At 73.9% G+C, this 14,410-nt stretch carries 6 protein-coding genes and 9 pseudogenes; 5 read left to right on the forward strand and 10 right to left on the reverse strand.

Going from position 1 to position 14,410, the window contains the following annotated elements; translation table 11 throughout:
* Positions 1 to 357: 357 nt before the first annotated feature.
* The 4 genes and pseudogenes from RBJ77_RS34680 to RBJ77_RS34695 all read right to left on the reverse strand — a co-directional run bounded on the left by RBJ77_RS34680 (position 358) and on the right by RBJ77_RS34695 (position 2,831).
* Positions 358 to 549, reverse strand: a complete 192-nt coding sequence (locus RBJ77_RS34680) for a hypothetical protein (protein WP_372348640.1) — start codon at positions 547 to 549, stop codon at positions 358 to 360.
* Positions 550 to 999: 450 nt separating this feature from the next.
* Positions 1,000 to 1,459: pseudogene (locus tag RBJ77_RS34685) on the reverse strand (4-carboxy-4-hydroxy-2-oxoadipate aldolase/oxaloacetate decarboxylase); the annotation flags it as partial.
* Positions 1,447 to 2,236 (reverse strand): annotated as a pseudogene (locus tag RBJ77_RS34690) (PIG-L family deacetylase). The pseudogenes RBJ77_RS34690 and RBJ77_RS34685, both read right to left, overlap by 13 nt.
* Positions 2,237 to 2,280: 44 nt before the next feature.
* A pseudogene (locus RBJ77_RS34695) lies at positions 2,281 to 2,831 on the reverse strand (GntR family transcriptional regulator).
* A gap of 581 nt (positions 2,832 to 3,412) precedes the next feature.
* Here RBJ77_RS34695 and RBJ77_RS34700 point away from each other — a divergent pair.
* Positions 3,413 to 4,591: a phytase gene (locus RBJ77_RS34700; protein ID WP_372348641.1), complete on the forward strand. Its 1,179-nt coding sequence runs from the start codon at positions 3,413 to 3,415 to the stop codon at positions 4,589 to 4,591.
* Between the two features lie 179 nt (positions 4,592 to 4,770).
* Positions 4,771 to 5,914 (forward strand): annotated as a pseudogene (locus RBJ77_RS34705) (alpha-hydroxy-acid oxidizing protein); the annotation flags it as partial.
* 27 nt (positions 5,915 to 5,941) lie between these two features.
* Here the strand turns inward: RBJ77_RS34705 and RBJ77_RS34710 are convergent.
* From RBJ77_RS34710 to RBJ77_RS34720, 3 pseudogenes are all read right to left on the reverse strand, one after another.
* Positions 5,942 to 6,436: pseudogene (locus RBJ77_RS34710) on the reverse strand (flavoprotein); the annotation flags it as partial.
* Positions 6,433 to 7,184, reverse strand: a pseudogene (locus RBJ77_RS34715) (N-formylglutamate amidohydrolase). The pseudogenes RBJ77_RS34710 and RBJ77_RS34715, both read right to left, overlap by 4 nt.
* 188 nt (positions 7,185 to 7,372) lie before the next feature.
* Positions 7,373 to 10,501, reverse strand: a pseudogene (locus tag RBJ77_RS34720) (amidohydrolase family protein); the annotation flags it as partial.
* Between the two features lie 377 nt (positions 10,502 to 10,878).
* On the opposite strand from RBJ77_RS34720, the pseudogene RBJ77_RS34725 reads away from it, so the two are divergent.
* From RBJ77_RS34725 to RBJ77_RS34735, 3 genes and pseudogenes are all read left to right on the forward strand, one after another.
* Positions 10,879 to 11,169 (forward strand): annotated as a pseudogene (locus RBJ77_RS34725) (tetratricopeptide repeat protein).
* Positions 11,170 to 11,448: 279 nt separating this feature from the next.
* Positions 11,449 to 11,766 carry a hypothetical protein gene (locus RBJ77_RS34730; RefSeq protein WP_372348642.1) on the forward strand — a complete coding sequence of 106 codons (318 nt, stop codon included), beginning with the start codon at positions 11,449 to 11,451 and terminating at the stop codon, positions 11,764 to 11,766.
* A 221-nt stretch (positions 11,767 to 11,987) separates the two neighbouring features.
* Positions 11,988 to 12,401: pseudogene (locus RBJ77_RS34735) on the forward strand (class I SAM-dependent methyltransferase); the annotation flags it as partial.
* 199 nt (positions 12,402 to 12,600) lie between these two features.
* Here RBJ77_RS34735 and RBJ77_RS34740 read toward each other — a convergent pair.
* The 3 genes from RBJ77_RS34740 to RBJ77_RS34750 all read right to left on the reverse strand — a co-directional run bounded on the left by RBJ77_RS34740 (position 12,601) and on the right by RBJ77_RS34750 (position 13,831).
* Positions 12,601 to 13,119 carry an MFS transporter gene (locus tag RBJ77_RS34740; RefSeq protein WP_372348643.1) on the reverse strand — a complete coding sequence of 173 codons (519 nt, stop codon included), beginning with the start codon at positions 13,117 to 13,119 and terminating at the stop codon, positions 12,601 to 12,603.
* 75 nt (positions 13,120 to 13,194) lie between these two features.
* Positions 13,195 to 13,347 (reverse strand): hypothetical protein, encoded by a 153-nt coding sequence (locus tag RBJ77_RS34745; protein WP_372348644.1) that lies wholly within the window; start codon positions 13,345 to 13,347, stop codon positions 13,195 to 13,197.
* A 196-nt stretch (positions 13,348 to 13,543) separates the two neighbouring features.
* Positions 13,544 to 13,831, reverse strand: coding sequence for a hypothetical protein (locus RBJ77_RS34750; RefSeq protein WP_372348645.1), 288 nt, complete (start codon positions 13,829 to 13,831; stop codon positions 13,544 to 13,546).
* Positions 13,832 to 14,410 lie beyond the last annotated feature (579 nt).

Here is a 14,410-nt window from a genome sequence, read left to right on the forward strand (position 1 = left end):
GTATTGCTTCGTTCCGGTATGGGTTGGTGTTTAACCGTTTCGCATTTATCGTGAAACGGCACAAGATTTTCGTGCGCCGCTTCAGGGAGCCCCGTCGCTCCCCTGCACGGCGAGCCGGATCTCTCGTGGAGGCGGGCGGCGAGGAATCGGTCCGCCTCAGGTCCGCCGGGTCCTCGTAGCCGGTGAGCGAGGGTTCGGCGGGGATCAGCACGGTCGGCATCCGTTGTCGTACCAGGTGCACCTCGGTGCCCGCGACGGTGTCTGAAGGCGCGTCCGGTGGGCAGCAACCGGGCCCGCCCCGGCGGGAATTCGATCACGACCGCGGCCGCGCGCCCGTTGCGCCGGAAGATCTCCGCGTCATACGGTAGGGTCGACGCGGCCGCCCGGCGTAGAACGTCGCCCTCGCGAGTCTCCCGTGTTGACCATGCGGATCCGGACGGAGGTGTCGGTCGCCCGGCTCGACCAGCCGCGCTCGACCGCGAGGGTCCGACCGGCGAGCAGGTTGCCGCAGTTCTGACGGTCCGACACCTCCGGCGTGTCGACGCCCACTTGGAGGAAGAGGTAGTCGACGTCGGCCTCGGGGTCGGCCGACAGCGACCACGGCGACCTTGCTCGTCAGGGGTGGCCGCCGCCGGGCTGATCGATCTGCGGCGCGGGTCGGGAGCTGCCATGATGCAACAGCAGACGTCTGGACGGCCCGGTTCGGCAGGGGGTCGTCGGCCGGAGTAGGCGCCCTTGGAGGTGCCGCCGCGCATCGGCATGCGGCGCCTCTTGATGTCTGATCCTCGTGTTATGCTCAATCATCAAGTAGCCTTCAGACATGTCAACACCTATCCATCGCAAGGTCTATGACCAGTTGAACTTCATACCGAATACACGTGACTCTTGTCACACAAGATATAAGAGGTATTCTACTCATACAAATCTCTGCCACATTCTGAGTATTGTTCTCGTCGATAGATTAAACTGTTTGTTTCGTCTCAGACCGGATCACCTGTTGCCGATGACGACAACGGGGACGTTGACGCTGCGCCAGTCGCCGCTTCACGGGCCCCTGCGCGGACACGGCGGCGGACCAGGCGGAAAGCCCATCGCCCGCAGTTCGGCGGTGTCGCGGATGCCCGCGTTCGTGACGACGCCGCGTACGCCCGCACCGCTGCAGCGCCGTGGCGAAGAGCTCGCCGAACATGCCGTCCGTCGACGGCGACGTGGTGGTCGACCAGGACGTCGCCCGGGCCGCACTGCTCGACCGCCCGCGTGGATCATGAGGTTGTCGCCAGGCTGGACAGGACGACGGCGGTGCCCGCGACCCGGCAGTCCTGCTGTGGTTGGGCCGCAGGTGGTGGCCGGTAGGCCGGTGCGGCCCATCGCCTCGTGGACGGTGGCGACGCCGAATCCAGCGGTCTCGGCGTCATGGCGTCCCCGCGGGGCGGAGGTCGGTGACGGTCACTCCGGGCATCCAGGCGGGCTCCTTCGCGTCTGCGGGTACAGGCGCATGTACGCCTCGGCCATGGTCGTGTGGGCGGAAGCCCCAGGTTCGGTCCCGGCGTTCCTTGAGCTGGACGCGCGGCGGACTGGCAGGTCGGTGTGGTCCACAGGGCGCGCCACGCCTCGAGCCGCTCCATCGCCGCTCGCGCTTGGTGTCCCAGACCTCGGTGATGTCGAGCAGCGCTCATCGGGCAAAGCCGCTCATCTCTCCGGGCTGAGGTGGGGGCTCGAAGTAGAAGAAGACGGGCGGGGCGCCGATGATCTCGCCGTCGCCGGGAGGTAGCCGATGGCCCTGCGCGGGGACGCGGGCCTCCAGCGCACCATGCCGTTCAGCGCGGCCGGGTGAGGTGCGCCGTTGTACGCGTCACGACGTGGGTGCAGCGACGACGTCGGGCTGCGAATGCTGCCCGGTACACGGTGACGAGCCGGTCGGTCCAGCTCCGCTCGTGGCGCCAGCGGGTAGTCACCGGCGTCGAAGAAGCGGACCCCGGCGCCGAGGGCAGCGGCGGCGCTCGCTCCCGCCTCGTCGCGGCGCAGCGCCTTGATCTCGTCGAGCTTCTTCCCCTCGCGCCAGGCCTTCGCGGACTCGCCGCGCTCGCCGAAGGTCAGGCGCGCTGACGGTGACCTTCTCGCCGCGCGCGGCAGCCAGGGCGATGGCGCCGCCCGCCCGCCACACGAAGTCCCCCGCGTGCGCGGTGACGACGAGGGTGGATCGTGGCGAGGCGGCGGGCGCGTTGCCGTGGGTCATGCTGCATCTCCCTTGCCGACAGGGGTGCGCCCGCCCGGGCCGCGTCAGCCGGCGCGCAAGGCGTCGATCGCGCTGCTGAGGTGGGCGCGGGCGGCCGTCTCGACGCCTGCGGGTCCCTGGCGCGGATCGCCTCGATCACCGCCAGGTGCTCACCCAGAGGACTGCTGCGGCCGGCCCGGGCGCAGCGCCAACTGGAAGCGATGGCGCGCAGTTGGGCGTTGAGCCGCTCCAGGAGACCGACGGCCGTGCTGCTGGCCGGAGACGTCCCGGATCCGGGCGTGCAGATCGTGGTTGAGCTCGGGTAGGTGATCGGATCGCCGTCCGCGACCGCCTTGGACATGGCTCTGCCCAGCTCGGTCAGCTCGTCGAGCTGTGCGTCGGTGGCGTCCACCGCGGCCTTGGCCGCGCACAGCCCTCGAGCACCATCCGGCACTCCGTGATCTCCACGGCCTCCTCGACCGTGACCACCGCGCACTCGCGATCCCGCGGATTGCGGATCCGCTCGACCAGTCCCTCGGCGGCGAGGTCGAGCAGTGCCGCCCTGATGACTGGCGCGGGTGACGTCGTACTGCTCGGCCGAGGTTCGTTGCTCCACCAGCCGCTGGGCCGGTGCCTATCTCTCGCCGCGCAGGATACGCCGTCGCAACTGCTCCAGCGCGTACTGCTTCGGCCTGCTCTCAGAGCCTGGACGGGCTTCCTGGCATCTGCCCTCCCTGAGTGAGTGCCTGTCGACGCTTAAATCTAGGCCGAACAAATTGTCAGCGATTTTGTTTGCAGATGCAGAGTCCCGATCCGGTCGCCACGGAACGCCTCGCACGTCGGCGTCCGTGCGCGGGCGGACCGGAAGGCGCCGCTTCCGTCGCCCGACGGCCGTCCGCGGCGGGGCGTCAGCCGGCGGGCCGCCCGAGTCCGGCGCTGAGTCGCCAGGGCGCAGTGCGTCAACAGCCGTCCAGGAACCGCGAGTTCACTCCCGTACGCCCCGCGCCACGCACCGCCCCCCTCCCTCCTCACGCCAAGATCACAGGATGCTGACGCCGTGCCCCCGACATGAAGGAGCCCTCACGTGGCCACCCTCCGGACCTCCCGGACGCCCCCTGCTGGTCCTCGCCACGGCCGTCGCCGCGCTCGCCGCCTCGGCGACCGGGCCGGTGCAGAGCCGCCGCGCCGCTGCCCGTCGTGACGCCGCGCGCCGAGACCACGGCCCTGCACGACGACGCTGCGGGCGGCGACGCGGAGCGCCGACGACCCGGCGATCTGGCGCAGCGGCCGACCCGGACCGCAGCCTCGTCGTCGCCACCGCCAAGCAGGGCGGGCTCCCGCGTGTACGACCTGGACGCCCGCGAGGTGCAGTCCGTCCCGGCGCCCGCGGGGCCGGCGCGGACGGCGCCCGGCCGGTTCAACAACGTGGACCTCGTGCACAGCGCCCGTCTCGGCGACCTGGCCGTCACCACGGACCGCGGCAGCGACCGGCTGCGCGTCTACCGCATCGACCGCGACCACCCCGGCGGCCCGCTCACCGACGCGACCGACCCGAAGGCGGCGCCGGTCTTCTCCGCCTCCCAGGACGAGATCAACGAGCAGCGCACCGCGTACGGCCTCGCCACCTGGACCGACCCGGCGACCGGCCGTTCGTACGCGCTCGTCAGTCAGCGGGGCGCACCCGCCTCGCCCTGCTGGGCGCTGACGGCCCCGCGCGGGCGGCACCATCGGCTACACGAAGGTCCGCACCCTCGCCCTGCCCGCGAACTTCCGTCTCCCGAACGGCACTTCATGGTCGCCGTGCGGGAGCCCGCGCGAACTCCCGCAGGTCGAGGGCATGGTGGTGGACCCGGCGAACGGCACGCTGTACGCGGGCCAGGAGGACATCGGCATCTGGCGGCTGCGGGCCGACCTCACCAGGGACGCCCCGACTGGTCGACAAGGGTCCGCGAGTTCGGCGTCCCCGGCAGCTACGACGAGACGACCGAGGAGTGCACCCCAGGTGCCGACCCCGGCTTCGGCGGCACGCACCTCACGGCCGACGTGGAGGGCCTGACCCTCGTCCAGGAGAAGGGCGGCGACGGTCTGCTGCTCGCCTCCAGCCAGGGCGACGACACCTTCGCCGCCTACGACCGCGAGGTGTCCGACGCCAACGAGTACGAGGGCGGCTTCCGCGTCGGTCCCGCCTCGACGACGCTCGACGGCTCGGAGGAGTGCGACGGCGCCGCCGCGCTGAACTCAGCCGCTGGGCCGCCGCTACCCGCACGGCCTCCTCGTCGTCCAGGACGGTCACGACGCCCCGGCGACCCGGACCGCCCCGCCACGAGCTTCAAGTTCGTCGACCTGCGCAAGGTCACCGCCGCGGTCGACGACTGACGACCCTCGGCGCACGACTCCCGCGCCGCCGCCCCGCGCCCGGGCCGACCTCTCTGGCCCGGCGCCGGTGACCTGGCACATTGGGGCTCACCGGCCCCGGATTCCGGATCGGTGTCAGCTTCAGAAACCCCGACCGAGCTTCTCCGGAAGCTGCCAGGACTTCGACGACGAGGTGTGCGATGAGCCCGCAGTTCGGTGACTACCAGTTCGAGATCTACCTCGACGGGCTGCGCGGCGTCGTGCCCACGATGCCGAGTGGACTTCGCCGAACTGGAGGAACGGGCCGGGGCCGCACTGCCCCCGTCGGTGTGGTCGTACGTGGCAGGCGGCGCGGGCGACGAGCACACCCAGCGGGCCAACGTCCGGGCCTTCGAACGGGTACGGCCTGATGCCGCGCAGTGATGGTCGGCGCGGCCCGACGCGACCTGTCCGTCGACCTGTTCGGGATGCGGCTCGCCGCGCCGCTGTTCATGGCGCCGGTCGGCGTGATCGGGCTGTGCGCGCCGGACGGGCACGGCGATCTGGCGACGGCACGGGCCGCGGCGCGCACCGGCGTGCCGATGGTGGCCTCGACCCTGTCGGTCGACCGATGGAGGACGTGGCCGCCGGATTCGGCGAGACCCCCGGCTTCTTCCAGCTGTGCACGCCGACGGACCGGGCGCTCGCCGAGAGCCTGGTCCGGCGGGCCCAGGCGGCGGGCTTCAAGGGGATCGTCGTCACCCTCGACACCTGGGTGACCGGCTGGCGCCCGCGGGACCTGGCGACGGCCAACTTCCCGCAGCTGCGCGGTCACTGCCTCGCCAGCTACACGTCGGACCCGCGCTTCAAGGGAGCTGACCCCGTCCGGTGATCCGCAGGACGTCGTGGGCACCTGGGCCGGGATCTTCGGCAGCACCACCTGGGACGACCTGCCGTGGCTGCGGTCCCTCACCGATCTGCCGCTGATCCTCAAGGGATCTGCCACCCCGGAGGACGTGCGGCGGGCCCGGGACGGCGGCGTGGACGGCGTCTACTGCTCCAACCACGGCGGCCGGCAGGCGAACGGCGGCCTGCCCGCGCTCGACGCGCTGCCCGGCGTCGTCGAGGCGGCGGACGGGCTGCCGGTGCTCTTCGACTCCGGTGTCCGCTCGGGCGCGGACGTCGTCAAGGCCCTCGCCCTGGGCGCGACCGCGGTGGGCGTGGGGCGGCCGTACGCGTACGGGCTCGCGGTCGGCGGCGAGGACGGCTGGTCCACGTGCTGCGCTCGCTGCTCGCCGAGGCCGATCTGGTCATGGCGGTCGACGGGTGCCGGCGCTCGCGGACCTGACGCCCGAGGCCCTGGTCACCGTCCCCGGGCCTGACGATCTCGGCCAGCAGCTCCGTCGCCGCCTCCCAGCGGAAGGGCCCCTCGCCCAGCCGCACGCCCATGCCGCGCAGCCGGCGCATGCTGTCCTGGTAGGCGGGGTGGGTGGCCAGCTGGTCGTTGACACAGGGCGGCGCGACGACCGGGACGCCCGCCCCGAACGCCTCGCAGAGGGTGGCGACGGCGAGGGTGTCGGCGATCCCCGCAGCCCACTTGTTGATCGTGTTGAAGGTCGCGGGGGCGACGACGACCGCGTCCGCGGGCGGGGAACGGGCGCGGGTCCGCCGGGGTGCGCCAGGCGGACCGCACCGGCCGGCCCGTCTGCGACTCCACCGCGGCCAGGTCGAAGAATCCCGCCGAGCGCGGTGGGCGTCGCGATGACGCCCACCTCAGCCGTTGCCCTGCGCGTCGTCGATCAGTTTGCCGACGCCGTCGGCTATTCCGGCCGCGCACGCGATGACGTACCGGGAACGGCCGCGTGGGCGGGGCGGGCGTCGGCTCAGCCACGGTCCACCTCCGCGACGAGCCGGGCGAGCGCGTCGGCCGCCTTCGTCAGGCCGTCGTGCGGCGTGACCGGTTCGTCGAGGTAGAGCGTCCCGGCGCAGTTCCAGCATCAGGGCACTGACCCGGCGGTCCCGGCCGTAGTGGCGCAGCGGGACGTAGGTGCCGGCGAACAGGGTGTCCAGGGCGATGTCGCCGAGCGCGGCGAACGCGTCGCGGGCCCGGGCGAGGAGCTCGGCGGGGGTGTGGAACGCATCGGTGCCGAGGCAGACGGACGGCCTCGGTCCGGTCCCGTGCAGTGATTCGTAGGGCAGGGCGCGGCTCGGGTAGGAGTGCACGTCGATGATCACGGCGCGGCCGGTCGCCGCGAGCCGGTCGTCGACGGCCCGGGTCATCGCCTCGGCGTACGGGGCGAAGTAGGCGGCGAGCAGCTCGGGTTCGTCGGCGGGCGGATCGGGGCGCAGCGGCGCGCGGTGGGTGGTGCGGGTGTAGACGGCGCCCATGCCGACCGCGCGCATCTCCTCCCCGCTCGTCGGGAACCGCTCGGGGTCGACGACGAGCCGGGACCGTTCGTTCACGAACTGCCAGGGCCGCAGCGGGGCCGCACCGGCCGCGCAGGCGGCGATCTCCCTGGGTGTGCGCGTCGGTGATGAGGTCCACCTCGCGGGCCAGGGCGGCGTCGTCGAGCAGGAGGCCGGAGCGGACCCGGGGCGGGATCGTGCGCGAGCCGTGCGGCACGTGCAGCAGCACCGGCGAGGCCGGGTCGCCCGCGACGAGCCGGTACGCAGGGTCCGTCGTCGGGGCCGTCGTCGGGTGCGGCGGCGTGTACGGATCTGTCCGGGGTGTCCATGGCCCTACTCTCCCGCGCGGGGCCCGCCTTGTGGAACCGACTTCGGGAACAGGGGGCGGGCGCCCGGTCCGTGGTGCACGCGGGGCGGTCAGTGGCGGTCGCAGCAGCCCTCGCGCCGCATGTGGCGTCCCACCTCCAGCCAGTCCGTCGTGCCCGCGCGGACGGTCGCGGTCTCGAACGCGCCCACCAGATCGGCCTGCCGGACCTCGACGCCGCCGCGCAGCACCGACGTCGTACGGATCAGGTCGTCGAAGTCGGTGAACGGGTCGCCGTCGACGAACGTGAGGTCGGCGAGGCGGCCCACCCGCACGGTGCCGAGGTCCGCGGCCGCGCCGAAGACCCGGGCGGGCAGCACCGTCGCGGTGCTCAGCGCCTGGGCCGGGAGAGGCCGGCCCGGTGCAGGGGCGCGCAGGGCCAGGTGCAGATGGAGGCCGACGGGCACGGGAGGCTGGTCCGTGCCGAGCGCGACCAGGCCACCGGCGGCCAGGATCCGCCGGTAGACCGCCGTCTCCCGGTCCAGGGTGGCGAGTTGGCCGGGCGTGGGCGGGGTGCCGGCCGCCTTCTCGACCACGGCGGTGTCCCAGGGCGGCATGAGGGTGGTGACGCGCGGGTCCTCGGCCAGGGCCGGGGCGGCGCCGAGCAGCGGCTGCGCCGTGAACGGCGTCGCGACGAGGTGGAACCCGGCGCGCGTGTAGATCTCCGCGACGTCCTGCCCGGCTCGGCCCCCTGCCGTGGTGGCGTGCCCGGACTCCAGGCGCTGGGTGGCCTGCAGATGGGTCGTCAGGTCCTGGCCGAGCTGGACTCCCGGGGTGCACAGATGGCTGCCGCTGCGCACGCCGAGCCGTTCGTGGGCGAAGCGGGCCGCTTCCTCCATCACCCAGCCCGGCGCCCGCACGTACGTCTTGACGAAGTCCCAGTCGAGGGCCGCTGCCCGGTCGAGGAGCGGCGCAGGCCGGCTCGGGTGCGGTGGGCACGGCCCATGCTGCAGGCGACGCGGGCGCCGTCGAGCAGTTCGCCGGTGGCGAGGAGCCGGGGGCCCCGCGAGCGCGCCCGCGTTCACGGCCTCCCGGATGCGTGCCTGTTCGTAGGCGAAGCCGCCGAGGAGACGGCGGTCGTGATGCCGTAGGCGAGTTGCAGCGCGGTCTGCCGGCCGCCGTAGGTCGACTGCCAGGGGTGGGTGTGGGCGTCCCACGGGCCCGGTACGACGGTCCTGTCCGAGGCGTCGACGCGGCGGACGGCGCGGCGGTGAACGGCGCGGTGCGGGGTGACGTCGATGATCCGGCCGCCCTCGACCACGATGTCGACGTCGTCCCTGACGGTGTCGCCGGTGCCGTCCCAGAGGCGGCCCGCGTGCACGACCGTGTCGGCGGGGGCGCGGCCTGCGGTGGTCGAGCGGGATGCGGACGGTGCGGACCGCGCCGGCCGCGACGTCGACGAGCCGGAACCGGCCGCCGGACAGGCTACAGCAGCCGGCGGCCGTCGGCGGCCCAGCTCGGAGTGGTCGGCCGCCTCATCGGTGAGCTGCCGGGGCGCGCCGTCCGGACTGCCGTCGGGGCGGACCGGCAGCAGCCACAGCGCGGACTCGACGACGACGGCCATGTGGCGGCCGTCCGGTGACCAGGCGGGCCCTGAGTCGTAGCGGTCGGCGAGCGAGACGTGCGGGGCGACGGCGTGCACGGCCGCGTCGCCGGTGGTGGTGTCGACGACGCGGATCAGGTTGTAGCCCTCGCGGAACCGCTGGTTGAGGCGGCCGCGGTCGCACAGCGCCACGTACCGGCCGTCGGGCGACCAGCAGGGTCTGCCGGGCAGTCCGCCGCTGCCCAGCGGCGGGGCGAGGTCTGCTCGGTCCCGGCCGCGGGTCGCGGACGACGAGGTTGCCGGTCATGTCGAGGCAGGCGAGGCGGGCGCCGTCGGGCGACAGGGCGGGAAGACCCGGCCGCCCTCGGCGAGCACGGTCTCCTTGCCGGTGGCCAGGTCGTGGCGGCGTACGGAGAACAGTCCGGCGCGGTCGTCCCGCGTCCACGCAGGCCACGGCCGTCCGGGGTCAGGTCGGGGCGAGGACGTAGCGGGTGGGCGGCGCCTGGACGATCCTGCGTGGCGCACCGCCGCCCGAAACCCCGCCGATCCACAGGGAGTTGAGGGCGGCGAAGGCGACCTGTGTCCCGTCGGGCGACAGGGCGGGCAGGTGCGGGGCACGGACAGGGCGCACTCCCCGGCCTCGAAGTCGTAGCGCTTGGTGCGGTAGCGGGGCCGGTCGACGGCGAGCCGTGCGGTGAACGGGATGTCCTCGCCGCCGCGGGGCTCGGCGGGTCGGACGAGCCGGAACCGGCCGTCGACCGTGAGCAGCAGGGTGTCGGGGCCGGTCCAGCGCGGCGGCACTGGCGGCAGGTCGCCCGGCACGTCGACGGGTGTGCCGTCGACGACGAGGGTGCAGCCCGCCGCGGGCGCCGGGGTGGTCCGCAGATAGCCGACGCGGCCCTCCGGGAGACCGCCGGGGTCATGATCTGCGCGCCGGAGGTGTCGGTGTGCTCGACGGCGACCGGGCGTAGCGCGTCGGCGGCGACGGAGGCGAGGATCGAGGTCTGGAGGGGTCCCGGCCGCGCCGACGACGCCGCGGACGAACAGCACCCTCGCCGTCCGCCGACCACGTCGGGTCGAAGTCCTCCCAGGCGCCGTCCTGTCCCGGCCCGTCCTGCCCGTCGAGACCGGTGAGCGGTGTCAGCGTCCGGTCCCGCACGTGGAGGACCCAGACGCGGTGAGGCTGCCGCTCACCGGGTCGCCGCCGCGCTCCGACGCGAAGGCGATGCGGGTGCCGTCCGGGGACCAGAGCGGGGCCGCGGTCGTCCCAGGGGCCTTCGGTGAGCTGTCGCGGGGTGCCGCCGTCGGCGTCCAGGAGCCACAGGTGAAGCCGCCGCCCTGGTAGGCGCAGACGACCACGGCATCTGCCGTCGGGGGCGAACTGCGGCCGGGTGGGTTCCAGCCGTGGCGTGGTGAGCCGGGTCGCGGTGCCGCCCTTGCGGAGGATCGACCAGAGCACGTTCTGGATCTCGGCGACGAACGGTCGCCGGCCGCGAGGGTGGCGGCCCCGTTGGTGGCCTCGGTGAAGGAGAGCGCGGTGGCCCGGGTGGCGGGCGCCGCCACGGCACTCGGATCGAGGGTGACTCCGCGGCGACGCCGGCCGCGGTCGCGGTGCCCGTCGGAGGAATCTGCGACGCGAAGGAGGGGCCGGTGACGGGGGTGGTGTCCATGAGGCTCCCGGGACGCGGAGGGGTGGGACGGACCGAAGGTGCGTGTGTCAGGCTGGTGACGCACAGCAACATACGGGGCGGGGCGGACGGACGGCCCCGCCCGTGGCGAGTACGGCCGGATCGGTCCCCGTGCGGCGGCTGCGCCCCTGCTCGACCGGGCGCGGCCGGGGCCGGGCGGGCGTGTTCAGGACAACGGGTCCGGGTGGCCGGGGGCGGCGGTACCGGCCCCGCGATGCCCGAGAATATGCCGTACGCCTCCTGTGGTTGACCGCGTCGAAGGAGGCAACAGTGGAGGCAGAAGTACTACACGCAGGGGACGGCCGCGGAGCGCTGGGAGCGGGCGCGGATGTTCTTCGACGCGAAGGAGTACGCGACGGCCGCGCGGATCCTGGACGGTCTGGTCGAGGAGGTCCCGGAGCAGACGGGCCCGCGTCTCGCTGCTGGCCCGCTCCTACTACCACTCGGCCCAACTGCGGCGCGCCGAGACGGAGTGTGCACGATCGTGGAGCGCGACCCGGTCGAGCACTACGCGCGTCTGATGCTCGGCCGCACGCTGGAGCGGCAGGGCAGGGACGCCGAGGCGGCGCCGCACCTGCGGATGGCCGCGGCGCTCGCCGGGGACTTCCCGCAGGAGTGAGTGACCGGTCAGACGACCGGGGACCGGCCGGAGGGCCGGACCGACAGGTGCGGCCGGGGCACGACGCCCCGGCCGCACCGTCGCGTTCCGGCCCTCGGCTAGCCTGCCGGACGATGAACCACACCGATCAGCCCACCCCCGTCTGCGCGACCTGGGGAGACCTCGACCTCACCCGCTTCCCGGTGGACCCCGTGACCGGCGCTGCGCGCCTGGGACGCGGCCGACGCGTATCTGCTGCGCCGGCTCGCCGCCGACGGCACCGACCTGACGGGCTCCGTCGTGGTGGTCGGTGACCGCTGGGGCGCCCTGGGCACCACCGCGCTCGCGGGCGCGCCCGGGTGCGCGCCGGTGCTGATCTCCGACTCGTACCTGCAGCGGGCGACGGCGGCGAACCTGGAGCGGGCCGGGCACACAGGGGCGCGGCTGCTCACCACGCAGGACGCGCCGCCGGACCGGATCGACGTGCTGATCGTGCGGGTGCCGAAGAGCCTCGCCCTCCTGGAGGACCAGCTGCACCGGGTGCGGCCCGCGCTGCACGCGCGGGCACGGTGGTCGTCGGCACGGGCATGGTCAAGGAGATCCACACCTCCACCCTGAAGCTGTTCGAGCGGATCATCGGCCCCACCGCACCTCGCTCGCCGAGCAGAAGTCGCGGCTGATCTTCACCACGCCCGACCTGGCCCCCATCTGCTGATTCCCTGGCTCCCCTGGCACCCTGGCTCGCCCGCTCCCCCGGCCCGAACCCGTGGCCGCACAGCTACCGGCTCCCCGACGACGTCGGCGTCCTGGCAGGCCGGACGGTCGTCAACCACGCGGGGGTGTTCTGCGCGGAGCACCTCGACATCGGCACCCGGTTCTTCCTCCAGCACCTGCCGGACGGCTCCGGTGCCCGCCGCATCGTCGACCTGGGCTGCGGAAACGGCGTCGTGGGCACGAGCGCCGCGCTCACCCACCCGGACGCCGAGATCCTCTTCACGGACGAGTCGCACCAGGCGGTGGCGTCCGCGCGGGCGACGTACGCGGCGAACGCGGGCGACCGGCCCGGCGGCGCCGTGTTCCAGGTGGGCGACGGTCTGGCCGAGGCCGAACCGGACAGCGTCGACCTGGTCCTGAACAACCCGCCGTTCACTCGCACCAGGCGACGACGGACGCGACGGCGACGCGGATGTTCGCGCAGGCCCGATGCGGCTCTCGCACCCGGCGGCGAGCTGTGGGTCGTCGGGGGCCGGCACCTCGGCTACCACGTCAAGCTGCGCCGCCTGTTCGGCAACAGTGAACTCGTCGCGAGCGACGAAGTTCGTGGTGCTGAAGGCCGTCAAGCGGCCTTCTCGCCGCGGTGGCGCTTAGGCGCCACCCCCGATCCCGCCCTCGCGGCCCGAGGGCCGGCGCGACGCGTGGGCCGATGCGGGTGGGCACGAGAGCGCCGTGGCGTCAATCCACCACCGTACGCGGCCACTTCACCGTCGCGAACGCGGCGGCCAGCAGGCACACACCGCCGCACCCGGCCAGGAACACGTGCCGGCCCCCACACCTCGGCGACGACGCCGGCGAGCGGGAACAGGAGCGGAGGCTGAGGCCGAGCGTGCACAGGGAGGTGACCGAGGTGACCCGGCCGATGTAGGCGGGGTCGGTGTCCCTGGAGGAGCGCGTGACCGAGACCGCCGGGGATCCGCCGGCCGCGCCCAGCAGCGCGCACAGCGCCACGGCCGCGCCCGGTCCCGGCCGGGCCAGGCCCAGGACGGTGACGAACACGGCGGTCAGGGCCAGGCACACGGCGAGGACGGCGCGGGTGCGGGCACCCGGGGCACGGCGCTGAGCGCGATGCAGACCGCGGGCGCCTGCGACGCTGAACGCGCCGAGCAGCAGCGAGAGGGTGCCGGGGCTCCAGCCGCGCTCGCCGGTGAGCAGGACGAGGGCGGTGCCGACGGGGGCCGCTGAAGCACATCTCACCGAGTCCGATGACCACGACGAGCCGGACCAGGGCCCGCCTCCCGCGCAAGTACCGCAGTCCGTCGCGCAGTTGGGTCATGACGGGCGTGGCTGCCGGCGCGGGGCGGCCCGGGGAGTGCGCAGGACGGCGAGCAGGACGAGCGACACCGCGAACAGGGCGCCGACGCCGGCGAACGCGCCCGCGGCCCCACCCGCGGTCAGTGCCGCGGCGGCCGCGAGCGGCCCCACCGTGTTGGCGAGCCGTACCGCGAGCGACCGCAGGCCTGGACGCGGTGAGTTCCTCGCGCGCGGTCAGGCTCGGCGGCAGCGCCCCGACAGCGGGCATGAACAGCGCGTCGGCGACGCCGAAGCAGACGGCGAGCACGCACAGGACGCAGAGTCTCGGGCCCGCGCGTGTACGTGGCGAGGGCGGCGGCGAGGACGGTCAGACAGCGCACGAGGTCGCTGCCGATGAGGACCCGGCGCGGTCCGAACCGGTCGGCGAGCACACCGCCGCCGAGCATGAGGGAGGGCGCGTGGCACGGCGCCCGCGGCGAGCACGAGCCCGGCCCTGCGCGGGGCCGGCCGCCTCGGCGACGGCCCAGGTCAGGGCGGTGAAGTAGATGACGTCACCGGTGACGGACGTGGTGTAGGCGCCGAGCCAGCGCAGCACGTTCGGGTCGCGGTGGGCGGGTGCGACGGGGGCGTGCCGGGTGTGCGTCGGCGCGGTCACGGGGCCGTGGCCGGCCTGGGGCGGCGGGCCCCTCCGCGGGGAAGGCCTGGAACTGCACGACGACCGGCGCGGAGCCGTCGGTCGGCGGACGCTCCCGGTGGCGGGCCACGACCGCCAGCACCTCACCTTTGAGTACCGCGAGTTCGTCCGGGGTGACGTGGACGGTGAAGTCGCTGAACGTCGACTCCGCGAACCACTCGTCCGCCATCACGGGCACGATCTGCGTGGCCGCGCGACGCAGGGTCTCCGCGGCGGCGAGGGCCACGGCCCGGCTGTAGGCGCGCCCTCCGCCCCGCCGCTCTCGGCCGGATCGTGCTGGGAGCCCGCGTGCAGGGCCCGCCACCAGCGGTCGCGCCGGTTGCCCCGCCCGGTGTCCCTCCTCGATGAGACCGCCCTCCGCGAGTTTGCGCAGGTGATAAAGCTGGCGGCGCCGGAGTCGAGGTCGAACTGCCGGGCCAACTGCCGCGCGGTCGCGGGCCCTTGTCGCCGCAGCTGGTTGAGGAGTGGCGAGCCGGACGGGATGTGGCGAGGACGCGCAGCGCGGCGGTGTCGAGGGCGATGTCGTCCCGAGCGGATCGG

The organism is Streptomyces sp. KL116D (assembly GCF_030766975.1).
In the GTDB taxonomy this organism is placed as follows: Bacteria; Actinomycetota; Actinomycetes; order Streptomycetales; family Streptomycetaceae; genus Streptomyces; species Streptomyces longispororuber_A.